The organism is Nocardiopsis synnemataformans (genome assembly GCF_965343085.1).
GTDB lineage: Bacteria > Actinomycetota > Actinomycetes > Streptosporangiales > Streptosporangiaceae > Nocardiopsis > Nocardiopsis alborubida.
Genome location: NZ_CBDRFA010000005.1, coordinates 23,514 through 44,687 on the forward strand (window position 1 = coordinate 23,514; position 21,174 = coordinate 44,687).

22 protein-coding genes, 1 pseudogene and 1 CRISPR repeat array are annotated in these 21,174 nt (G+C 69.6%); of the genes and pseudogenes, 4 read left to right on the forward strand and 19 right to left on the reverse strand.

The genetic code is table 11. The annotated features are described in order from the left end of the window. Positions 1 to 131: 131 nt before the first annotated feature. From ACSIH6_RS03705 to ACSIH6_RS03775, 15 genes are all read right to left on the reverse strand, one after another. Complete coding sequence (locus tag ACSIH6_RS03705) at positions 132 to 2,645, reverse strand: OmpA family protein (protein WP_435106587.1); 2,514 nt, start codon at positions 2,643 to 2,645, stop codon at positions 132 to 134. Between the two features lie 34 nt (positions 2,646 to 2,679). After that, entirely contained in the window at positions 2,680 to 3,099 is a 420-nt protein-coding gene (locus tag ACSIH6_RS03710; protein ID WP_435106588.1) for a hypothetical protein, read from the reverse strand. Beyond that, positions 3,099 to 3,557 carry a TadE/TadG family type IV pilus assembly protein gene (locus ACSIH6_RS03715; protein ID WP_435106590.1) on the reverse strand — a complete coding sequence of 153 codons (459 nt, stop codon included), beginning with the start codon at positions 3,555 to 3,557 and terminating at the stop codon, positions 3,099 to 3,101. Before ACSIH6_RS03715 ends, ACSIH6_RS03710 begins: the two co-directional genes overlap by 1 nt. Then, positions 3,554 to 3,895: a TadE family protein gene (locus tag ACSIH6_RS03720; RefSeq protein ID WP_435106845.1), complete on the reverse strand. Its 342-nt coding sequence runs from the start codon at positions 3,893 to 3,895 to the stop codon at positions 3,554 to 3,556. Before ACSIH6_RS03720 ends, ACSIH6_RS03715 begins: the two co-directional genes overlap by 4 nt. 113 nt (positions 3,896 to 4,008) lie before the next feature. Then, entirely contained in the window at positions 4,009 to 4,212 is a 204-nt protein-coding gene (locus ACSIH6_RS03725; protein ID WP_435106592.1) for a hypothetical protein, read from the reverse strand. 121 nt (positions 4,213 to 4,333) lie between these two features. Further along, the gene (locus tag ACSIH6_RS03730) at positions 4,334 to 5,275 is read right to left on the reverse strand and encodes a type II secretion system F family protein (protein WP_435106594.1); all 942 of its coding nucleotides are present in this window, start codon (positions 5,273 to 5,275) and stop codon (positions 4,334 to 4,336) included. Further along, a complete protein-coding gene (locus ACSIH6_RS03735) occupies positions 5,272 to 6,117 on the reverse strand; it encodes a type II secretion system F family protein (RefSeq protein ID WP_435106596.1) in 846 nt (281 codons plus the stop codon). The genes ACSIH6_RS03730 and ACSIH6_RS03735 overlap by 4 nt, the downstream gene beginning before the upstream one ends. Continuing rightward, positions 6,114 to 7,439 (reverse strand): TadA family conjugal transfer-associated ATPase, encoded by a 1,326-nt coding sequence (locus ACSIH6_RS03740; RefSeq protein ID WP_435106598.1) that lies wholly within the window; start codon positions 7,437 to 7,439, stop codon positions 6,114 to 6,116. Before ACSIH6_RS03740 ends, ACSIH6_RS03735 begins: the two co-directional genes overlap by 4 nt. Further along, positions 7,436 to 8,269 (reverse strand): CpaE/TadZ family protein, encoded by an 834-nt coding sequence (locus ACSIH6_RS03745; RefSeq protein WP_435106600.1) that lies wholly within the window; start codon positions 8,267 to 8,269, stop codon positions 7,436 to 7,438. Before ACSIH6_RS03745 ends, ACSIH6_RS03740 begins: the two co-directional genes overlap by 4 nt. A 31-nt stretch (positions 8,270 to 8,300) precedes the next feature. Further along, positions 8,301 to 8,918 carry an SAF domain-containing protein gene (locus ACSIH6_RS03750; protein ID WP_435106602.1) on the reverse strand — a complete coding sequence of 206 codons (618 nt, stop codon included), beginning with the start codon at positions 8,916 to 8,918 and terminating at the stop codon, positions 8,301 to 8,303. A gap of 43 nt (positions 8,919 to 8,961) precedes the next feature. Beyond that, positions 8,962 to 9,756 (reverse strand): hypothetical protein, encoded by a 795-nt coding sequence (locus tag ACSIH6_RS03755; protein ID WP_435106604.1) that lies wholly within the window; start codon positions 9,754 to 9,756, stop codon positions 8,962 to 8,964. Then, complete coding sequence (locus ACSIH6_RS03760) at positions 9,750 to 10,268, reverse strand: hypothetical protein (protein WP_435106606.1); 519 nt, start codon at positions 10,266 to 10,268, stop codon at positions 9,750 to 9,752. The genes ACSIH6_RS03755 and ACSIH6_RS03760 overlap by 7 nt, the downstream gene beginning before the upstream one ends. Positions 10,269 to 10,533: 265 nt before the next feature. Next, positions 10,534 to 11,058, reverse strand: a complete 525-nt coding sequence (locus ACSIH6_RS03765) for an ATP-binding protein (protein ID WP_435106847.1) — start codon at positions 11,056 to 11,058, stop codon at positions 10,534 to 10,536. 623 nt (positions 11,059 to 11,681) lie between these two features. Next, positions 11,682 to 11,903: a hypothetical protein gene (locus ACSIH6_RS03770; protein WP_435106608.1), complete on the reverse strand. Its 222-nt coding sequence runs from the start codon at positions 11,901 to 11,903 to the stop codon at positions 11,682 to 11,684. A 10-nt stretch (positions 11,904 to 11,913) separates the two neighbouring features. After that, a complete protein-coding gene (locus ACSIH6_RS03775) occupies positions 11,914 to 12,342 on the reverse strand; it encodes an ATP-binding protein (RefSeq protein ID WP_435106609.1) in 429 nt (142 codons plus the stop codon). A gap of 432 nt (positions 12,343 to 12,774) precedes the next feature. Between ACSIH6_RS03775 and ACSIH6_RS03780 the strand changes: the two genes are divergently transcribed. Then, on the forward strand, positions 12,775 to 13,629 hold the full coding sequence (locus tag ACSIH6_RS03780) for a helix-turn-helix domain-containing protein (RefSeq protein ID WP_435106611.1): 855 nt from the start codon (positions 12,775 to 12,777) through the stop codon (positions 13,627 to 13,629). A gap of 41 nt (positions 13,630 to 13,670) precedes the next feature. Next, positions 13,671 to 14,015: a DUF397 domain-containing protein gene (locus tag ACSIH6_RS03785; protein WP_435106613.1), complete on the forward strand. Its 345-nt coding sequence runs from the start codon at positions 13,671 to 13,673 to the stop codon at positions 14,013 to 14,015. Between the two features lie 293 nt (positions 14,016 to 14,308). Here ACSIH6_RS03785 and ACSIH6_RS03790 read toward each other — a convergent pair whose 3' ends face one another. Then, the gene (locus ACSIH6_RS03790) at positions 14,309 to 14,791 is read right to left on the reverse strand and encodes an NUDIX domain-containing protein (protein WP_435106615.1); all 483 of its coding nucleotides are present in this window, start codon (positions 14,789 to 14,791) and stop codon (positions 14,309 to 14,311) included. Between the two features lie 310 nt (positions 14,792 to 15,101). Then, positions 15,102 to 15,435: direct repeats of the CRISPR family, unit length 29 nt; unit sequence CGGTCCATCCCCACGTGCGTGGGGCTCAC. Positions 15,436 to 15,451: 16 nt separating this feature from the next. Here ACSIH6_RS03790 and ACSIH6_RS03795 point away from each other — a divergent pair. Together ACSIH6_RS03795 and ACSIH6_RS03800 are read left to right on the forward strand one after the other, a co-directional pair. Beyond that, positions 15,452 to 16,348 (forward strand): annotated as a pseudogene (locus ACSIH6_RS03795) (IS701 family transposase); the annotation flags it as partial. A 29-nt stretch (positions 16,349 to 16,377) separates the two neighbouring features. Beyond that, on the forward strand, positions 16,378 to 16,515 hold the full coding sequence (locus ACSIH6_RS03800; protein ID WP_435106617.1) for a hypothetical protein: 138 nt from the start codon (positions 16,378 to 16,380) through the stop codon (positions 16,513 to 16,515). 626 nt (positions 16,516 to 17,141) lie between these two features. On the opposite strand, the gene argS is transcribed toward ACSIH6_RS03800, so the two are convergent. The 3 genes from argS to ACSIH6_RS03815 all read right to left on the reverse strand — a co-directional run bounded on the left by argS (position 17,142) and on the right by ACSIH6_RS03815 (position 21,165). Further along, positions 17,142 to 18,869 (reverse strand): arginine--tRNA ligase, encoded by a 1,728-nt coding sequence (gene argS / locus ACSIH6_RS03805; RefSeq protein ID WP_435106619.1) that lies wholly within the window; start codon positions 18,867 to 18,869, stop codon positions 17,142 to 17,144. Between the two features lie 81 nt (positions 18,870 to 18,950). Further along, a complete protein-coding gene (locus ACSIH6_RS03810) occupies positions 18,951 to 19,664 on the reverse strand; it encodes an SDR family oxidoreductase (RefSeq protein WP_435106621.1) in 714 nt (237 codons plus the stop codon). Then, positions 19,654 to 21,165: a hypothetical protein gene (locus tag ACSIH6_RS03815; protein ID WP_435106623.1), complete on the reverse strand. Its 1,512-nt coding sequence runs from the start codon at positions 21,163 to 21,165 to the stop codon at positions 19,654 to 19,656. Before ACSIH6_RS03815 ends, ACSIH6_RS03810 begins: the two co-directional genes overlap by 11 nt. Positions 21,166 to 21,174: the final 9 nt, after the last annotated feature.

Below are 21,174 nucleotides of genomic sequence, written 5' to 3' on the forward strand. Positions count from 1 at the left end.
TGCGGAAATACAAGCCGTTATCTCCTCGCAATCTATGCGAGGAGCGTGCTCAACGCCCTTCCGACGCCCGTCCCGCGTCCATACTCACACAGTCGGCTCCCAGTTCGGCCAGCGCCTCAACTAACGAGACCTCAGTGGCTGAGTAGCTCATGGAAGAGCTTGCTCGTGGTGACACTGGGACGAGCACGCATGGCCTTGAGCCGCTCGCTGAGCTCCTGGTGGACACGCTCGACCGCGTCCAACCGCCCCAAAGCCGCCTGGGTCCGCATGATCTCCTGGTAGACGGCCTCGTTCAGGTCATCGGACTCCCTCGCCCGCTCCAACCAGACCAGCCCCTGCTCGGGCTCCTCAGTGGCCTTGGCGAGGCTGACGAAGCAGTCGGCAGCAGCCCGACGGTAGGCCTGGCGCTTCTCCTCGATCCACGGAAGCTCCACTTCGGACAGCAGCTCGTGCGTGTACTCCGCAGCCGCGATCCGGAGGTGAGTCAGACGTTGACCAGTGTCCCGGGTCGCACTCGCGGCCTTGAGCGCAGCGTCGAAGCACCACACGTCCACGTCAACGGCTTCGCGACGGATCCGATACCTGCCCGAGGTAACCTCCAGGATCTCGGCCTCACCATCCCCCAACGCCTCGCGGACCATGCGGCGCGCGTCGCTGGACGCGGTGTTGCGTAGAGCCCGGGCCTTGCTCTCGATCGAGTCAGGGAACAACGCGTCGGTGAGCGCCTCAGTGCCCATCCCATCCGGATAGAGGGCAAGGAGGGCGAGCATACGACGCGTGGAACCACGCATGCGCGCCCCGATGTCAGCGTCACTCAGCACGATCCTGGGTTGAGGTCCGAACAGGCACAGCCGCAGCCGCGGCTTCACCAACTCCTCCCCCTCCTCGAACAGCTCAGGTCCCTCCACGGCCGGGGAACAGGAAGCGTCCTCCTCTTCCTCCTCCTCAGCTGCCGACAGCTCCTCGACGTCAGTGTCGAGACACGCCGAAAAAGCAGGAGCGTCCATATGGAACAGACGAAGACCGTCGTACACGGTGGTCACGGCCCCGTCCGCGTCGGTGACCTCCACCGTGTCGAAGGCGTCGCAGCGGACCGTGGGCGAGGACCATCCTTCCCCCAGAACCAGGACAACGGTGCCGTTGTCGGTCGATCCCCTGGTCACCATGTCCAGCCGGTCACCGACCAGCCCCTCCTCAGGGGACTCCACCACGAGCAGCGTCCACGAGGGAGAGCCAGCGGCTTCCTCCTCGTCCTCCAGGCGCACGGCGCTGATGTAGGCCAGCTCGGTCTCGGTGATCGCTGACGCGGTGTCGGGGCACACCACCAAGCCGGGAACGTCCGCTCCTTCCGGCGCTCCCGCCCTCGCCAAGACGCCCTGGGTGGTGATGACCGTGGTGTACTCGTCCGCCAGGGCGCGGCCGATGACAGAGGCGCACACTCCCACCCCATGGATTCCGGTCACGCTGAGCCCGTCACGTGCACTGACAACCAGAGTGTCAGCGACCCTCAGATATCCCCCTGCCGAAACCAGTTCCGTACCGGCGCTCCGAAGTACCTCGACGCCGGAGACCTCCTCGGGCTCGGGTGCGGCTGGCTCCCCACCCACCAGCGGACCAACCGCGCCCCGACGGACCTCACGGCGTCGAGGTGCGGTGAGCCGTCCGCCGACCGCTCCGGCGACCGCACCCGCAGCGGCTCCGACGAGCATGCTCGTACCGGAGAACCCTTCGTCCTCTCCTCCACCGGACGTGGGGGCGCTGTCAGCCAGGTCGTTCACCGCTTCGTTCTCGCGATCCCTGCTCTCGCGGTTCCTCTCCTGCTCTCGCCCCGGGGGCGGGCTCGGCTCCGGTTCGCTCTGCTCCGCCAAGCTGTCAGCAGCCGTACGAGGCTGGGTGGTCAGCGTGTACGCGATCTCCGCGCGCCGGTCAGCGGCCTGACCCAGGTCCGGATGGTTGCGCGGCTGCTCGGAACCCGCGCCCTCGGTCGTGATGGTCCACCCCTCCCCCAGCTGTTCGGTCAGGAAGGCGGCGACGGACTCGGCCCGGCGTTCGGACAGAGCCCGGTTGTACTCGTCGGGACCGTTCGTGTCGGTGTGCCCGGTGACGGTGACCGCCTCCCCCGGGTCTCCGAAGAGCTGGAGGAGTTCGACGGTGGGCAGCAGTTCCTCCGTCATGGTGGGCGTGAGCTCGGCGGAGTCGGTCCCGAAGCCCGCCAGCATCCGGGTGCGCTCCAGCACGTGTGCCGGTTCCTCGCCGCGTGCGTCCTGTACGCCCGTTGTCAGCGCACTGTCAGCCGGGGCCACCGAGGCGACGGCGGGTGCGGACACGGCCACGGAGGTTCCCGCGACCCCGGTCACCGCCAGGCGCAGCAGTCCGATCCTCGGCATCTGCCCGCCCAGGAGCGCCACCGCGTCCAGAACCACCAGCCCGGCAAAGGTGCCCCACAACGCCCAGAGCAGCACGAGTGTCAGTGCCTGGAGGACCACGGTCGGCGGCGTCGCGCTGACCAGCGTCAGCCACAGGTGGTCCCAGGACATCCCGTCCAGCTCCGCGGGCCACTGCCAGCGCTGGAGCAGAACGGGCGGTGCGACCAGCAGGATGAGTGTGGCCGCGCAGGCCAGAACCTTGCGAACCGAGTGGTGCATGTCGTCCCCTCTTCCAGTGTTGTCCCTCGGCGTCTCACGGGGGCGGGGTGTGCGCGGTCGCGGTGGCACGGGAGGCGATCTCGACCTCTCCGAGCACCACGAGCACGGTCGGGCGGTAGGTGGTCGTGACGGTGACCGTGACCTCGTCAGCGCTGACAACCACGTCCACGTCCGCGGCCGTGTTCGTGCCTGCCTGCGCGTTCGCACCCGCACCCGCGAGCCGGGCGTGGTCCCTGGCCGCTCTGCGCGCCTCGTTCTGGTCAAGGGCGAGGGTGCCCGTGCGCAGCAGGTCCGCGTCCAGGTGCTGGACTCCAGCCCGAGCCGCCTCGTGGGCGAGGGTCGTGGTCTGGGTCTTGACGCGCAGCATCTGGGCGCCGTCGTGGACCAGGCCGAGGCAGGCCAGGAGGGTCGCGGCGATGGCGACGACGAACGCGCTCGGGCTGCCTCCGCCCATCAGGGCTCCTGCTCTCGGTGGACGTCCAGGACGGAGACGGCCGACCCGGTGACGGTGCGCCGCTCGCTGACCTCCAGCACTCGCAGGTCGTCGCGGTGCACGGTGCAGACGACCTCGGCCCGCATCGCGCGCAGGTTTCCTTCCGTGCTCGGACGCAACCGCACTGCGGGTTCCTGGCAGGCGCGTCCCCAGTCGCCCACGCTCTCGGTGACGGCCTGCTCAGCGGCGTTTCGGGCCTCGTTTCGGTCGGTGTGCAGGGAGGCGGAGCGCGCGGCGGCGTGGGCGAGGGCATCGGCTGCCAGCGCCGCAGTGTAGTTGCGGCCGGTCAGGGCGAGCAGCAGGAGAAAGACCAGCACGACGGGGACGATGAGGACCAGTTCGACCGACGCACTCCCCCGGTCCCGGTCCTGCTCCCGCCTCGGGTTCCGGTCCCGAACCCGCTCACGAGGCGCTGTCACCGGGACGCTCCGTCGACGTGCTCCGTGGGCCCGGACAGGGTCGTGCTGACGGACGGGTTCCATCCGGGGACCAGGCTGATCGCGGTGCCGTCGACCCTGGTGCGGGTGGTGGCATCACCCCGCTCCACCCGGACGCGGACGTCCCGCAGGATGGTGCCGCCCAGGTCCTGGGCCAAGGCGTGTCCCCGCGTTCGTCCCTCTCCGGCGTTGCTGCCGAAGGCCCTCGCTGCCGCGAGCGCCTCGGTGGCCACGGCCTGGGCCCGGTGGTGGGCGTGTGCCCAAAGCCCGTACTGCAGGATGCCCAGCAGCATCACGAACATCAGCGGGATGACGAACAGGGTGTCCGCACCGCCTCTGTCGTCCCGGCCGCCCCAAGCGCCTCTGCGCTCCCGGAGATCCCGGTCTTCCCGACCGTCCCTGCTGTCCTTGCTGTCCCGCTTCGGCCCCCACCTCACGGTGTGACGCCCAGGTCGACGGACTGGGCGCTCTCGATGATCCTCGGGGTGAGGATGCCGCCGACCGCCGTGGCGATACCGATGGCGACGACGAGCATGAGCACGTACTCGGTGGTGGTCGATCCCCGATCCGCGGCGGTGCCGGAACGGCGCCTGCCGAGGACGAGCGCGGTGAGGGCGCGGCGCAGGGCCTGGCGCATGTGGTTGCCCCTTTTCTCGGTGGCCGGTGCCTGTGAGCCGGTGGTGGCCGGTGGTGAGTGGCTGACGGTCGGTGGCTGGTGACGGGTGCCCGCTGACAGCGGACAGCTGGCGGATCTCGGGTCAGAACCCGCTGGTCACGTGCGTGACGGCGGGGTAGCCCATGAGCAGCAGAAAGCCGAGCACCAGCAGCATGACCGGCAGGGTCATCCGCTCGGTGGCCTCGTGTGCCTGCGCTTCCAGTGCTGCGAGGCGGTGGGTGCGCAGGGCGGCGGCCTTGGCGCGAACCGAGGCGCGTACCCGGGCGCCGTCGGTTCCGGCGATGCGGATGGAGGAGGCGAGTTCGTCCAGTTCGCGCACGCCGGTCCGCTCGGCGAGGTCGGACAGGGCGTCCCAGGGCGGGCGGGTGCGCAGGTTCGCCTCGTGCAGGCAGCGCCGGATCAGGTCGAAGGCCGGTCCGCTCCCGCGCCGGGTGGCGGCGGTGAGCGCTCCGGTGACCCCCGATCCTCCAGCCAGGGCGACTCCGACCAGATCGGCGATGACCGAGGTGACCGCGCCCAGCCTGGCTCGGCTCTGGGCCGCCCTGCGGCGGAGCACGAGTGCGGGTGCGACCAGGCACAACCCCAAGAAGGACGTGCCGAGCCCCAGCGCGGCGGGAAGCGGCACCGGCGATGCGGGCGGCGCGGCGGTGGCCAGCAGGGACAGGAACAGGGTGGCTCCGGCGAACGCGGACACGGTCATCTCGGCGCGGTGGCGGTCGGTGTCGATTCCGCACACGGCCAGGTCGCGCCTGGTTCGGGGCCCGGGCCAGCCGAACCGGGCCAGCACTCCCCCTCCGGCCCGCGCCATGTTCGCGGCGGCGCCCACGACCCCGGCTCCCCCTGCCCTCTTTCTCTCCCCCACCCGCCCCCATGCGCGTTCCCCCTCCCGCCCCTGAATCCCGTCCTGTTCCAGGTCCGGCGGCGGCAGGAGGTCGGCCAGGCCGGGGCGGCTCAGCACCCGCGCCGTCCACCACAGTCCGGCTCCCACCGCGGCCCCGCCCAGGGCCGCCGCGAACACGCTCATATGCGCTCCTCCTGCTCGTGGGCCGACAGCACGCGTTCGGTGCGCGGCGGGTCGGACAGGCGCGTCAGCCACCACAGAGCCCCCGCCCACACGGTTCCGACCAGGGCGAGCACGAGTTGGCCGGTGGTCGAGCCGAGCGGGGCGAAGTAGGGGCCGTTGAGGGCGGCCATGCCGACCACCATGGCCAGGGAGGCTGCGGTGATGATGCGGACCGAGGTACGGGTGCGCGCCCGGGAGGTGGAGGTGCGCACGAGCATGGACGCGCGGTCGCGCGCTGCCTCGGCCAGGCTTCCCAGGAGGGTGCCCAGGTCGGCGGCGTGCCGGTGGGCTGCCATGGACAGCGCGGCGGCCACCAGGTCGGCGGTCTCGTTGTCGACGCGGTGGGCGAAGGCGCTGAGCGCGTCCTCCAGGTCGTTGCCCGCGGTCAGGTCCGCGGCCAGGCCCTGCACGTCGCCGCGGATGGCCTCGGGTGCGATGGCGTAGGAGGTCCAGACGGCCTGTCGGAGCCCGGAGGAGGCGGTGATGAGGTCGCGCAGCTGTTCGGTCCAGCCCGCGACGGCCTCGATGCGGGCGATCTCTGCGGCGGTGGCCCGGTCGGGTCCCAGAACGGTGGGCAGCCACCAGGCGGCAGCGGCGGCCAGGGCGGCGGCGACGGGCCAGCCGGTGATGCCCCAGGCGAGCGTGCCCGCGCCGGCAGCGGCGGCCGCCCTGAACACGGTGTCGCAGCGCACGCTGACCCGCGAGCGCAGGATTGCGGGGGCTGCACTGAGCGCGGGCCAGAGCAGCACCAGGCCCAGGCCGACCGCGGCGCCGCCCAGACTGGCGGCCAGGACCGTGGTCACCGCGCGTCCTCGAACAGGCTGGCCGGGTCCAAGCCGACGCGGACGAGCTTGCGGGTGTACTGCGGGCTCGGCGGGGTGGTGAACCCGCCGTGTTCGCGGGCGTAGACCTCGTTGGTGACCACCCGGGGCCCGTCGACGCCGACGACCTCGCGAATGCTGTTGACACGTCCGCCGCCGTGCTCGTCGGTGTCGATGTGCACGGCCAGGTGGACGGCGGAGGAGATGAGGACGCCGCTCTCCTCCAGGGTCAGGCGTTCGCTGGCCTGGTTGGCGTAGGTGGCGAGCTTGGTGAGGATCTGCGCCGAGGAGGAGGCGTGCACGGTGGCCATGGAGCCGTCGGTGCCCATGGTCATGGCGTGCAGGAGCGCGACGGTCTCCTGCCCGCGGGTCTCGCCGACGATGACCCGGTCCGGCGACATGCGCAGCGCGTGGCGGACCAGGTCGGCCAGGGTGATCTCCCCTGCGCCCTCGGTGTTGGGCGGCCTGCCCTGGAGGGCGAGGCAGTTGAGGTCCTCGTCGGCGTCCAGCCTGAGCTCGAAGGCGTCCTCGACGGTGATGACGCGTTCGGCGGGCGGGATGTGGCGGGCCAAGGCGCGCAGCAGTGTGGTCTTGCCCGAGCCGGTGGCGCCGCCGATGACGAGGTTGAGCCGGGCGCGCACGGCCGCGGTGAGCAGGTCGCGCACGGAGCGGGTGAGCATGCCCGAGGCGGTGAGATCGGCCAGGGTGAGTTCGCGTTCGGGGTGGCGGCGGATGGTGACGGCCGGGCGCCGGGAGACGCCCATGACGGCGGAGAGGCGGGCGCCGCCGGTCAGCTCCATGCTCAGCAGGGGCGCGGAGGCGTCGAAGCGCCGCTCTCCGCCGGGGGCCTGCCCCGCCAGGCGCCGGACCAGGGCGACGAGTTCCTCGTCGGTGGAGGTGACGGGCGCGCGTTCCTCGCGGCGGCCGTCGCCGAGATCGACCCAGACCCGGGTGCCGTTGATGTGGATGTCGCGCACGCCGGGTTCGGCGAGCAGGAGTTCGAGGGGGCCGAGTCCGCAGACCTGGGCCAGGGTGCGGGCGCGGACCCATTCCTCCTCGGGTCCGGTCAGGGCGCGGGCGGATCCGGTGAGGGCGCGGCAGGCGTACTCCTCCAGCAGGGCCGCGAGCATCGCGTCCGCGCGCTCACGCTGGGTCCGGTGGCCGTCCCGTACCGGGGCGTCGGCTTCCTGACGGACCAGGGTGTCGGTGACGCGGTCGGCCAGCCGGTCGGCGATCTCGGCCAGGTGCGGTGCGACGCGGTGGCTGCTCGGGGCAGCCGCACGGGAGGTGTCGGAGGTGCTCACGCGGCGAACGCCTCCTCGAAGCGGCGCAGGGTCGCGGCGGCGTCCACCACGTCGTCGACCCGTTCGGCCAGGCCGCGGGCGGCGGCCAGCAGCGGCATCCACTCGACGCCGTCGGGGTTGTGGCGGGTGTGCGACCAGGCGGCCACGCGCTCGCGCAGTCCCCGCGGGCGGGAGTCCTCTCCGCGCAGGAACGCCGCGCCGGTCGGGTCGTGCGGCAGCTGGGCCCACACCCGGCAGCCGGTCTGGGCGGTGATCTCGCCGCTGGAGAAACGGGAGCCGTGCACCGCCAGACCGACCGCGGCGCCCTTGCCCGCCAAGGATTCCAGGACGTCGCGGCAGCGCGAGACGCGGTGGATCTGCGCTGCGTCGTCGCCCGCGACGGTCAGCACCACGGCGTCGGACAGGGTGAGCAGGTGCGCACCCGCGCTCCCCGGGGCCACCCGGCCCAGGTCCAGGACGGTCAGCCCGCCCCGCAGGATTCGGGCCCGGTGCGCGAGCGCGGTCACCACGGCGGAGGCCTCGTGCGCCGTGGTCGGCGCGGCCAGGGCCCGCAGCCCTCCGGGGAGTTCGGCGGCGTGCGCCAGCAGGGCGCGCCGCGTCCCCTGCTCCCCGTCCGGGTTCGGGTCGGGCGCGGACCGGACCGACGCCGCGAGCGATACCAGCCCCGGGCGGCCGGCGAGCTGGTGCCACACGGCCAGGTCGCCGCCGCTGGCGTCGGCCTCCACCAGTACCGGAACGGTGAGCGGGCCCGTGGGCCACACCGCCGCCAGGGCGGTCGCCAGGGTGGTGACCCCCGGAGCTCCCGAGAACGAACACACCGCGATGATCATGCTCTCCCCCTTTCGTCCTTGCTCTGTCGTCCTACGGCTCGGCCATGAGCACCAGGCGCGTGCCCGGCTCATTCACGGTGCGGGCCACCCCGGCCACGTCGTCGTCCACCACCAACAGCTCCACGACCCGCGCGTCCGCCGAGGCCTCCTCGTCCCCCAGCGAGTGCAGGCGTGCGGGGAAGGGATCGCCCTCCTCGGCGACCACCAGCAGCAGCGCGCCCTTGCCCGCGGAATCCGGGAGCATCCCCGGAGTGGTCTCCACCGCGACCACCGCCTGTCCCGGCGCGGGCCAGGAGGAGGTGTCGGCGATCATCGGGCCGGTGAGCACGGTTCCGGCCGAGATCGGTGCCGCCGCCCGGCCGCGCAGTGCCTCGGGAACCGTGACCAGGTCCAACTCCTCCACCCCGAGCGCGGGCACGACCCGCAGGTCGGCGATGTCGAGGTCGTCACCGGCCTCCACGTCGTTGACGGCGACCAGGACCGTCGCGGGCTCCTCCTCGTGGGTGGCGGCCCAGGCGGCGACGATGCCGCCCAGAAGCATGGCGGCGACCCCGGCGAAGGGCCGCTTCCAGCCGCGGCGGCGGACGGCGGACAGCCGGGGTTTCCCGGTCTTCCGGTCGCCTGAGTGGGGTTTGGTCAGCGTTTTCACGCCCTGTGCTCCCGTCCCTGTGCGTTGAAGGTCCCTGGTGTGTTCAGCCGTCGGTGACCAGCGCGTGGACCTCGCGCACGCGGACGTTGTCGGAAGCGCTGGTCGTCAACGGGTCGAGGGTGCCTCCGTCGCCCGCGCTGGTGGTCCACTCCACCGTCCAGGACACCGTGGCGGTGACCGGGAAGCGGTTGTCGGGCTGGTTGCGGGACGTGCGGGTGTAGACGTGGCCGCAGTCGGGCGAGGGCGTCTCGGCGTCGTGGTGCGCGGAGTCGAACGCGGTCCCGGGTCCGTCGCAGTAGAGCACCGTTCCGTCTCCCATGTCCCAGCGGAGCTGCTGCGGTACGGCGGTCACGGTGACCGAGCCCGCGGAGACGGAAGCGGTCGCGCTGACCGGTTCCCAGTCGGCGCCGTCCACCCACAGCCATACTGGGAAGTGCACGACTGAATCCTCGGTGGGCGAGGAGGCCAGGGTGGGCGAGGGCAGGCTCATGGAGGCCCGTGCCTGTTCGGCGGCCTCGCGCGGGCTGACGGTTCCCCCGCCGCCGCCTGGGCCGGATCTGGTCGAGGCGACGCAGGTCCAGCCCGGCTCTGCCTGGTCCATCTCCACGCACGGGTCCTCGGCGGAGAGCACGACCGTTCCGCCGCCGTCGGGTCGGGGCACTCCGCCCGACGATCCGCCACCGTGCTGTTCGGATTCGGCGAAGGCGGAGCAACTGCTTCCATGGCAGGCGACGTCGCCCTCGAAGTCCGGCCCCTTCGGGAGGGGTTCGGTCGGCGCCATGCCCACGGACAGGGGCACCAGAGCGCTGAGAACGAGAGCGTTGGCCGAGGTCAGCATGTCTCGGCCTCCCAGATCTGCATCTCGACGACCCACCAGTCGAAGACGTCGCGGTTCACACGGGCGTCCACCCGCACGTTGTCCGTCCTGGGCTCGGCCTCCCCCACGACCTTCCAGTCCCCGGCGCCCTTGCAGTCCCTCAGGACGATGCTGGTCGGTTCTCCCTCGGGTTCGGCGGAAACCACCTCAGGGGAGAGGACCGGTTCGCCTTCCATGCCGTAACCGGCTTCGGCCACTCCCCGGACGCCCCGCTGCGCCAGTTCGAGCGCCTGGTCGACGGCGTACTTCTCCAGGTCCGGGTGGTTCGGGTCCTTTTCAGCGGAAGCGAGAACGATCGCGTCCCAGAACCGCAGATAGGTGTCGACGGCCTCTTCTTCCGGAGACTTCGCCGGAGCTTCCGTTTCCGCCGGAATGGTTGAGGATTGAACGACTGGTTCGACTGCCTCGTCCGCTTTGGCTGTACACCCGGTGAGAAGCATCGCGCTCGACAGGAACAGCAGCAATCCACGCACCACAGAGGACTCCCTGGAGTGATTTTTCTGTCACTCTCCGTGACAGACATGAAGGTAGCCGTTCGTCTGGCCTGCGCACAAGTGGTTTCGGACGACCCGTCGGAGAAAAACTGTCGGTAAGCTCACGCCTCTTCGATGTCCAACTCACCTACCTGCGGAAATACTCTTCAAGCGGCCAGCACCACCAGCAAAACGTCTTCCAGACATGACGGTGGGCGGCGCCTGTGACAGGCGCCGCCCACAGCGATCCAGGATCAGAGCCGGGTCAACTGTTCATGACGAACCCCGGAAGCCCGGAGGGACGTTCGTTGAGTAGCACCGGGAAGGTCGCCCAGACCCCGAGGCTCAGGCGAGTGCTGCCAGGGCCCACCGAGTAGTGGCCCCATGCCTGGGCGAGGGAGTCGACGAGCATCAGGCCGCGCTGCCCCTCGGCCAACGACCACTCGTCGTCCGACCGGTCGTCCGGGATACGGGGAAGGCCGGTGCCGCCTCCTTCATCCACCACGGCCAGCCACAGCGTTCGCTCGTCCAGGAGTGCGAGGGCCCGCAGGAACTCCTGGCCCTCGGGGGCGTACTTGACGGCGTTGGCGGCCAGCTCGGCCGCGCACAGCAGCACGGTGTCTGTCAGGTCGGAATCGAATCCTGCCAGGTCGGTGCGCAGGTCGGCGCGTACCTGGCGGGCTTGTGCCAGGTCCGATGGATAGGCGCGGTGTTCCCACCAGGTCGCAGCTCGCCGGGGAGGAGACAGGACCGGGTCCGGAGCCGGGACAGGAGTGAGCGTCGTTGTCATCGTGCTCACCCGACCCTGTCGAGGTAGACGCGGATGACAGCGGCCAGGTCCGCGAAGTCACCGGTCTGTTCCTGGATGGGCTCGGCCAGCAGGTCACCGACCGGGATTCGCGGGAACGGCGGCATGTAGGGGCGAACCAGCGTGCCCGCGTCTGAATCGAGCGAGGGGGCAGTCTCGTTTCCGAGTCGGGGGCGGGGTGTCGGTGTGTGGCGGTCGCTCCGCCCATGTGAGAAGGCCTGAGCCGTACTCGTTCGCCACACCTGGTCACTACGGAAGTCCGGCGGCTCATGGACGGGGTCTCGCTTGGCGGGTAGGGACGGCAGTTCCCGACTGCGAGGTGGCGGCGTGAGCGCAGCACGTCGCTGCCGAGGATGTTCGGGCATGAACACGTAGGCCAGGGCGATGGCCAGCACGGCGGCGGTCAGCGCCCACACACGTCCGGCCAGAGTCTGACGGGGCCTACGGTGTCGCCCGGTAGGGTGTTCCACGGTCTTCCTCCTGGTTGGCTCAGGTGGTTGATCGCGCCCCGGTCCGGTGGGTCTAAGCACCGGTCGGGGCACTGCTGTTTTCGGTTGATGTGGGTGAGCGGGTGTCATTGGCCCCGGTAGGGCTGCGCTTCCCGCTCACGGTCGAAGGGCTCGAAGTTCGCGCTCGGTGGCGCGGATGGCCGCGTCCAGCAGTTGCGGCGTGGCCGCTCTCAGCGGCGGAACACGGTGCGGGCCGAGGTGGAAGGCGAAGAAGCGGCGCGATCCCGGCCCCCACAGCACCCACCACCGGCCGTGTAGCTGTTCCAGGAGACGGGCGGCCTCGTACTGGGCGGCGTCCTGACTGCGATCCCACCCCACTCGACGACCCTCAGGCCCCGACGGTGTCGGGAACGGGTGCGTAGGGGTCGATGTGCGCCCACACGGTCAGGGCTGTGCCGGGCTCACCATTCCAGCCCCACTTCACGGACAGCCGGTCCACCAGGCGCAGCCCTCGTCCGCACGCCGCCAGAGCATCGACCTCAGGTGACAGGTGCGGGAGACAAGCAGGCTGGCCCGGCTGCGGGCCGTCGTCAGTGACCGCGATACGTACGAGTTGCCCGGTCAGCGGCTCCATCTCCACCCGGACGCGTCCACCCATCCGACCCGAGGCTGAGTGAGCCAGCGCATTGGTCACCAGCTCGCTGGCCACCACTTCCACGCGCAGGGCCCGCAGCGGGTCCACGGACACCCCGTTGCGGCACCACGCGCGCATCTGTCGGACCTGCGAGGGCAGCGACCCGAAGATCGCTGTCCGCACCCCCCGCCTTCCGTTGGATACCCGTCGGGGCAGGTCCTTTGCACGGGCTGCCGATCCGTCGTCATCCCACGGCGTCCGTTGCCGCGGTACATCAAAGCTGCTCATCGTGACCTTCCGAGAGAAGGGATGGACTGGCGACGGGCACGGTGGGCGCTGACTCAGCAGGACCGTGCCGGCGCGAACCCCCAGTTCGAGTGACGTCTCACTCACCCGGACTCTCCAGGCGACGCCCCTCACCGGCGGAGAGTGTTCAGCCCGACATCCGTCACGGAAGGCGACGACCTGAACGCTCACCGCTCTCATAATGCATTCCCGGAACTTTCCTGGCAAGTGCTAGGAAGAATCTTGGCATGTCCAGGAAGCCCTAAGACTTAGGGTGAGTGGGCGTGCCCACCGGTCATCGGAGCCGCGAGGACGGAAGAGGGGAACGACGTGGAAGCTCAGCGCAGCCCGGCTGCAGCGCGCCGAAAACTCGGTGCCCACCTGCGCAAACTGCGTTCAGACGGGAAGCTCACCGGCGCTCGGGTCGCCTCGAACATCGGATGCGCGCCTTCTACGATCAGCAAGTTCGAGGGCGGCAGCCTCGTCCCTGACGCCGAGCAGCTCAACAAGCTCCTGGACCTGTTCCACGTGGAGGAGAACAGCGAGAGGGAGTCACTGCACCGGCTCCTGGACGACGCTTCCGAAGCCGGTTGGTGGGAGGCCTACGACGAGGTCCTACCTCCCCGATTCGACACCTATATCGGTCTTGAGCTCGATGCTGTGTCCGTGCACGCCTACGAGACCACTCTCGTCCATGGTCTGTTGGAGACACGGGCGTATGCCAGCGCGGTCCTTCATGGAGCCACCTTCGGCAAGCCTCCGGAGGACATAGACCTCCTGGTCGACGTCCGGATGCGTCGTAAGGAGCTCTTCGACCGCGAACCACCTCTGCGCCTGTCGGTGGTGATGGAGGAAGCGGCCCTCATGAGGCCGATCGGTGGCACCGAGGTGATGCGGGAGCAGATCCAGCACCTGATCGAGGAACAGGCAAAGCCCCACATCAGCATCCAGGTGCTCCCCTTCTCCCTGGGGGCACACGTCGGCCTGAACGGGAACGTCGCCCTCTTGGAGTTCCAGGACCAGCCCCCGGTCGCCCACGCGGAGGGCAGCACGGGCAACAGCTTCCTGCTCAAACCACGCGAAGTACGCCGCTGTAAGCTCCTGCTGAAGCGGTTGGAAGAGATCGCGCTGAGTCCCGAGGACACCACGGACTACCTCGCCAAAACCCTCAAGGAGCTGAAGTGAGTCGACCCTCCCAGGAAAACCGGGTTCTGCCTACGGCATGGGTGAAGTCGAGTCTCAGCACCAACCCTCAAGGGTGTGTCCAGGTCCGGGTCCCGTACGCGGGCGTGATCGAGATCGGTGACACCAAGAACCCCGCCGGGCCCACGCTCACCGTTCCCCACGCCGACTGGGAGTACTTCCTCGACCAGGTCGTGAGCGGCAGAACCGTCTTCAGACGCCTGCACGCCACCTTCCTCCACGACGGCGGCTTCACCCTCACCGACACCGCCATCCCCAACGCCCCCACCCTGACCTACACCAAGGCCGAATGGGACGCCTTCCATGCGGGCGCCCTGGCCGGTGAGCTAAGGGGCGACCAGCCGCGCGGCGTCCTCGTCTCCGCGTAGACAGCACCAGTCTCTTCGCAGCCAAGGCAACCCCAGGCTCACCTCCGCGTGCGCAGAGCTTGGATGACCGGTGGGCAAACCCACTCACCATAAGTCCCTTCACCTCCGCGTGCGCGGAGCCCGAGACGCGGGGCCGACCAGCGGACGAGAGATGTGCATCCACGGAACCGGGTCATGCCGACGAACGGGACCCAGGTCGCAGAAACCTTCCCACCTGTCAGCCAGCAGGCGCACCTGCGTCGACTTGCCGCTGTTGTCCGGTCCGTTGAGGCTGACGAAGCCGGTCACGGAACCTACTCGTCTCCCTCACGGGTCTCGTCGATCTGGCTCAGCAGGGCCAGAAGGCCATGGACGTTCGCTTGGGCGAACTCGGCGAGCCGGGATGGCAGGAGACGGACCTCCGAGAGGGCGGCGCGTGTGGCAGGAACCCTGACCACCTCGTAGGTCCCGCGTCCGGGCTCGGTGAACTCAGCCCCGGTACGGCGGGTCAGGTTCATGGAGACCAACCGGGCAACAAAGACGTGCTGGAGGCCCACGCCTCCGGGAAGGTCGTCGGTGATGAGAAGGACCTGGCGGACCTGGTCGATCTTTCCACCGAGTTCCTCGAGGACCTCCCGATGCAGCGCTGCCTCGGCATCAGCGTCTTCCGGCTCCAGCCGACCTCCCACAGAGGTCCAGTAAGGCTCCTGTTCCGGTTTGGTGCGTTTGAAGAGCACCAGTCGCCCCTCGCTGTCGAGCAGGAGGGCACGGGCGCTCTGTTTGACGATCTCGTTCATGTCCCCTCATTCCTTAATCGTGTGTTCGCGGTGGAAGGCAGGTTCAGTAGGGTTGCCCCCTCCTGAAGCCAAGCCTCACAGGATGCTCCACTGCGTCTCTGCTTCCTCACGGAACCCGGTGATCCGTCGGCGCACCTCGGCAAGACTGCCCGGCGTATGGTGGGCCTTGCGGGCGTTCGTGGCGACCATCCGCAGCTCTCGTAGATCACGCAGCACTGGGTAACCTGACCAGCTGGTCACGCCGAACCCGTAGGCGTCGGCGAACGCCCGATAGTGGGTCGCGCCGTGCCCGAACCGCTGCCAGCTTCCGCGGCCCATCCCCACGTGCGTGGGGCTCACCCACGGCGGAGCCGGAGGAGGAGGACGCCCGCGGTCCATCCCCACATGCGTGGGGCTCACCCCCCGACGTCAAGGTCACCATCGACCACGTCCGGTCCATCCCCACGTGCGTGGGGCTCACGCGGCCTTGCCCTCCGGGGAGAGCTCGCGGCCCGGTCCATCCCCACGTGCGTGGGGCTCACGTTCCCCGAAAGCCGCTCACGTGCGGCTACTGCGGTCCATCCCCACGTGCGTGGGGCTCACCAGGGGCTCCAGCAGAAGAGTTTCGTAGGCCTGCGGTCCATCCCCACGTGCGTGGGGCTCACCCCGACAGGGTTCGCGAAGAAGGGAAAGAAGTCGGCAGGGGTGCAACGGCAGTACTCCGGCACCCTGGGCAGGATCGACAACTGTCAGATCGGTACCTTCCTCGCCTATGCCAACAGCACCGGCGACCGAGTCCTGATCGACCGGGAACTCTATATGCCCGCCGCTTCCTGGTGCGAGAACCCCCAGCGCCGGGCCGAGGCGCGCGTGCCCCAGGACCTGACCTTCGCGACCCGCCCGCAGCAGGTCCAAGCCATGATCGGCCGGGCCATGGCGGCCGCTGTGCCGTTCGCGTGGTTCGCCGCTGACGAGGAGTTCGGCCAGAGCCCAGGCCTGCGCGCCTTCCTGGAAGAAGAGGACACCGCCTATTGCATGGCGGTGCCCAAGAACACCGACCGTGCCTCGTTCTGCACGAGCAGGTATTCCAAGGACACCGTCGAACTCCTCGCCCGCGATCTGGCGCCCAGCGCCTGGCACAGGCGCTCGTGTGGAATCGGCGCGAAGGGTTTTCGTGTCTATGACTGGGCGCTGGTCGAGTCCGGCGCCACGGGCCACCAGTACGTGTTCCGCCGCAACACCGGTGATGGGGAGGTGGCGTATTTCCACTGCTACAACCCGCGTGGCCACGACGTGTGTGAACTGGTCCGTGTCATCGGCTCCAGGTGGCCGATCGAGGAGTGCTTCGAGGCCGCCAAACAAGAAGCCGGACTCGACCAGTACCAGTTCAGGCTCTATCCCGCCTGGTATCGGCATGTCACCCTGGCGATGCTCGCCCTGGCTTTCCTCGCCGTTTTGCGGCACGAGTCCAAAAAGGGGGGCCGCGCACCTGTGCAGGAGCGGTCACATGTCCCGCATCAGGGCACGAACCATCCCAGAGCGGCGGAGGCCGACCCCGGCGGTCGCATCACCGGCTGATCAGGCTGGCCCTGGGCGAGATCCGCCGCTTGTTCAACTTGATCGGCAAGGATGATCAGGCTGTTGAGCTGGGGCTTTACTGGTCGGCCCACCGGCGTGCCCATCAGGCCGCAGCGCGCAGGCACCACTTCAAGCGGCGCCTGCGCCTGCAAGTCATGCAGATCTAGCTATGTAGTACTAGGCGGCTCCGGTCCATCCCAAACTGACAGAGAGGGCCGCGTGCGCGGGGCTCACGGGCATGTGCTGGCAGAGGCCGGATGGCGTGTCGGTCCATCCCCGCGTGCGCGGGGCTCACTCCGGCCGCGGCGCCTCCGGTGCCGGTCCGGCCGGTCCATCCCCGCGTGCGCGGGGCTCACTCCGGCCGCGGCGCCTCCGGTGCCGGTCCGGCCGGTCCATCCCCGCGTGCGCGGGGCTCACCTTAACGACCTGCGACAACGTGGGGCGTTATCTCCGCGAGACCTACTGGCCAGTTAAGAAATGGCCGACCTCAGCCATCTCCTCAAAAACCCCGCGAAAAGTCCCGCCCCGGCGCTAACTTCGCCTCACACCATGCTCTCATGACCGCTGGAGCACACCAGGATGGCCGCCGATCCCCCGATCTCCCCAATTCCGCTGATGACCCGGCCTACATCGACCTCGACCTCTGGGCCAAAGAACGCCATCTCCACGGCCACCGGTACCCCTACGCCCTCGACGCCACCGCGTTGCCAAGGTCCTCGACTGGCGCGGATGAGGCCCGGCACTCCCACCACACGGCAGGGCGGATGCGGTGACCGCATCCGCCCTGTCCGCGCTACAGCCGCTGGGGCGCCTCGATACCGAGGAGGTCCAGGCCCCGCTCCAGCACGGCCGCGGTGTGCGCGGCCAACGCGAGCCGAGAATCACGGACCTGTCCCTCGGACTTGAGCACTGGGCAGTTCTCGTAGAACGAGCTGAACTGCGTGGCCAGCTCGAACAGGTACGTGGCCAACCGGTGCGGCTGGAGGTGGTCCAAGGCGGTCTGCACCGCGCCGGGGAAGCGCGACAGCGCCAACACCAGGTCGCGCTCGGCCTGCTCGGTCAGGACCACCGCAGCACCCAGCGCGGGTGCCTGCTCGGCACGGCGCATGATGGAGCGGATGCGTGCGAGCGCGTACTGGAGGTAGACGGCGGTGTTACCGTCCATGGCCAGCATCCGGTCCCAGTTGAACTGGTAGTCCTTGACCCGGTCAGTGGACAGGTCGGCGTACTTGATGGCGCCGATGCCGACCGCGCGGGCGATCTCGGCACGCTCCGCCTCGGTCAGGTCGGTGCGGTCGGCGACGATCGCGGCGGCCCGTTCCACGCCCTCGTTCAGCAGGTCGGTGAGCTTGAGGGAGGCTCCGGCGCGGGTGCGCAGGATCCGGCCGTCCTCACCCAGGACGCTGCCGAACCCGACGTGGGTGGTGGCGGTCTCCGCACTGATCCACTCGGCCTTGCGTGCGGCGGTGAAGATCAGCGCGAAGTGCTGGGCCTGCGGGGAGCCGACCACGTAGATGAGGTGGTCGCCCTTGAGGTCCTGGGCGCGGTAGCGGATGGTGGCCAGGTCGGTGGCGTCGTAGCCGAACCCGCCGTCGCGTTTGCGCACGATCAGCGGCAGCGGGTTGCCCTCGCGGCCGGTGAAGCCGTCGAGGAACACGCACAGGGCGCCTTCGCTGACCTGGGCCAGGCCCCGGCGGGTGAGTTCGTCGGCGACGTCGTTGAGCCAGGGCTGGTAGGAGCTCTCGCCCTTGTAGTCCTCAGGGGTGAGCTTGACGCCGAGCAGGTCGTAGACGGCTTCGATGTGGTGCTTGGACTCGGTGAGCAGCCGCTCCCACAGGGTCAGGGTGTCGGCGTCTCCGGCCTGGAGGGCGACCACGCGGGCGCGGGCCCGGTCGGCGAACCCCTCGACGTTGTCGAACTTCTCCCGCGCCTGCTGGTAGAAGACGTTGAGGTCGCTGATGCTGAAGTGCTGCTCGTCAAGGCCCTCGTCGACCAGGTGCTCCACGAGCATGCCGAACGGCGTTCCCCAGTCCCCGAGGTGGTTCTGGCGGATCACCTCGTGTCCGGCGAACTCCAGGAAGCGGACCAGCGCGTCACCGATGATGGTGGAGCGCAGGTGGCCGACGTGCATCTCCTTGGCCATATTCGGCGAGGAGTAGTCGATGATGACGCGTCGCGGGGCTCCGGGCTGATAGCCGAGCCGGGGGTCGGCGGCCAGGGCCTCGGCGCGCTCTTGCAGCCAGGTGTCGGAGAGGGTGATGTTGATGAACCCGGGTCCGGCGACCTCAACGCTCTGGGCCATGTCACCGAGGTCGAGGTGGGCGACGATCTCGTCGGCGACCTCGCGGGAACGTCGTCGCAGGGTCTTGGCCAGCGCCATCGCGGCGTTGACCTGGTAGTCCACGCCCTCGCGCTGGGAGGGTCGGACCACCGCCTGCTCGACCGTGCAGGCCACGTCGAACGCGGCGCTGACGGCAGCAACGACACGCTGCCCGAGATCGTCTCCGATGTCCCCTGTCACAACATTCCTTACCTTTTGTCGGTAGTCATCCCTGGTCTGAGTTCCGGGGATGTGTCAAGTCTGCCACGGTGACCGGCCCGTTCAGCCGAGGTGTTCGCCGGAGTCGACGTGGATGATCTGTCCGGTGACCGAGACCGCTTTCTCCAGGAAGAGCAGTGCGGCGACGACGTCGGCGGGCCGTGCGGGGCGTCCCAACGGGCTGCGTTGGCGGGCCAGTTCGCGCAGGTGGGTTTCGTCGCGGCCGGGCGGAGGCAGCAGCAGGCCGGGGGCGATGGCGTTGACGCGCACGTGCGGGGCCAGGCGCCGGGCGGCCAGGAGGGTGTGGGCGGCCAGGGCGTACTTGGACACCTCGTATCCGGGTCTGGTGCCGTCCAGTAGGGCGAGGCGGGCGTCGAGCATGTTCACCACGTGCCCGTCCTCATCGGGCAGAGCTGCTCGTAGGACGGCCGGGGCGAACAGGTGGACCCGTAGCCCTTCCTCCAGAAGGCCGAGGTCATCGATTCCGTGCGGAGGCGGAAACGGGGAGGCGTTGTTGACCACCAGGTGCGGAGGGCACGGTCCCGTACGCAGACGGTGCGCCCAGGAGCGCACCGCTTCGGTGTCGGCCAGGTCCACGCGGTGGGTGCGCACAGGAACCCCGGTTTCCGCTTGCAGGACCCTGGCCAGCGGCGCGGGGTCGCTGGTGTGGGCGTGCAGGTGCAGCCCGTACCCGTGGGCGGCCAACCCACGGGCCAGGTGCGCGCCCGTGCGCTGCGCCGCCCCGGTGACGAGGGCCCACCGTCGCTCACCCGACACCGGCGCCCTCGTTCGTGTGCTGGGCGCGGGCGCGCCGTTGACGCCGGTGGGCGTGGACGAAGTCTGTGTACACCGCAGGTGATCCGCCGACGTGACGCATCGGGGCGACGAGCCGGGAGAGCTTGCCGTACTCGGTGTGGGTCAGCGTGTGGAGCCGGTAGGCGACGAATAGGCCTTGGGCTGGGTCGTGGGTGAGACCGGCCAGGCCTTGTTTGGCTCCCTCGTTCAGGTACAGCCACGGCGGTCGGGGGGTGGCCGCGTAGGCGGCGCGTACCGCCGTCAGCAGGCCCGCGGAGGGCGGTGTGGAGAACAGCGGCATGACGTCGATGTCACTGAGGAACGGGTGCCAAACACCCTCGGGTGCCAGAGGCAGGGAGCCGGTCAGCGCCAATGCCACACGTTCCCGCGCGCCCGCAGGAAGCCGTTGGCCCAAGTCGTGGACGATGCCCATGTGCCGGGCGTATTCGGCGTCGGCCTCGGCGTCGGTATACCGGGAGGCCAGCTGGCAGAACAGTTTCTTGACTGTCTGCTCCGTCTCCCAGCCTGGCCGGAGGGGAACACGCAGTGCCTCCTCCAACAGCTCCTCCGCCCGGGCCCGGTTGAGCTGTCCACCGGACAGGACACGGTTGAACGCCCGGATCTGACGTGCGGCCGAGCCCTGGGAGCCTCGGACCAGGAGCTGGGCTACGGCAACCAGGAGAGCGCTGGCCAATTCAGGACGTACCGCGCCCGGGGTGCGGCGCAGGTCGTCGGCGTAGAGCCGCAATTCCTCCCTGAGTTCGCTGAAGTCCGGCGGGAAGGCGTCCCATGGTTCCTGCCCCTCCGGCCGGGCCGCACCGTAGGTGTCCTTCGAAACCAGGGTGATGAAACCGGGATCAGCCGCGCTCATGAGGGCAATCTCCTCGGCGGTCCAGGCCAGGTAGGCGCCCAGGCCCCACTCGCACAGGAGCTTGCCCTGGGCTGCGTAGTTGGCGACCTGGTCGGCTGCACGCCGACGCATCGCCTCCTCGCCGTCTCCCCGGCCCGTCGTTCGCTCGAACCGGCGCCGTTTGGCGATCTCGCCTCCGAAGGCGCGGCGGAGCGCGCTGTCCATGGGACCGGCACTGACACGGCACCGGTGAGCAAGGGGCGCCACCTCGCTCTCGTAGTCGCAACCCTCCCCCGCCGTCAGCCGCGACCACAGCGCGACCCGACAGGAGATCGGACCTCCGTCCAGGACCGCAGTGAGCGAGGAACGCAGCTCTGGCCACAGATCGGCGACCGCCGTCGCACCAGGGGGCAGCATCCAGCTACGGGACACCGCCAGGTCATCGACCACGACGAGAATCTCCTCGACCCCGCGTCGACGCAGCTCGCGGACCGTACGAGGTGAACGCGTCAGCTCGGCCAACTGGAACACCGGATGACGCTGCTCGGTACCGTCCAGGGAGGCCAGCACCAACTCGGAGGTCGGTACGAAGTGGCCTCCCCGACGCCGACAGGGCACGCACACGATCGCCATCGCTCGCGT

What these genes read in the sequence shown, in the direction of transcription:
- ACSIH6_RS03705 (WP_435106587.1), bottom strand. Translation starts at nt 2,645, where the DNA reads ATGCACCACTCGGTTCGCAAGGTTCTGGCCTGCGCGGCCACACTCATC.
- ACSIH6_RS03730 (WP_435106594.1), bottom strand. Translation starts at nt 5,275, where the DNA reads ATGAGCGTGTTCGCGGCGGCCCTGGGCGGGGCCGCGGTGGGAGCCGGA.
- ACSIH6_RS03790 (WP_435106615.1), bottom strand. Translation starts at nt 14,791, where the DNA reads ATGAACGAGATCGTCAAACAGAGCGCCCGTGCCCTCCTGCTCGACAGC.
- ACSIH6_RS03815 (WP_435106623.1), bottom strand. Translation starts at nt 21,165, where the DNA reads ATGGCGATCGTGTGCGTGCCCTGTCGGCGTCGGGGAGGCCACTTCGTA.
- ACSIH6_RS03725 (WP_435106592.1), bottom strand. Translation starts at nt 4,212, where the DNA reads ATGCGCCAGGCCCTGCGCCGCGCCCTCACCGCGCTCGTCCTCGGCAGG.
- ACSIH6_RS03765 (WP_435106847.1), bottom strand. Translation starts at nt 11,058, where the DNA reads ATGACAACGACGCTCACTCCTGTCCCGGCTCCGGACCCGGTCCTGTCT.
- ACSIH6_RS03745 (WP_435106600.1), bottom strand. Translation starts at nt 8,269, where the DNA reads ATGATCATCGCGGTGTGTTCGTTCTCGGGAGCTCCGGGGGTCACCACC.
- ACSIH6_RS03755 (WP_435106604.1), bottom strand. Translation starts at nt 9,756, where the DNA reads ATGCTGACCTCGGCCAACGCTCTCGTTCTCAGCGCTCTGGTGCCCCTG.
- ACSIH6_RS03710 (WP_435106588.1), bottom strand. Translation starts at nt 3,099, where the DNA reads ATGGGCGGAGGCAGCCCGAGCGCGTTCGTCGTCGCCATCGCCGCGACC.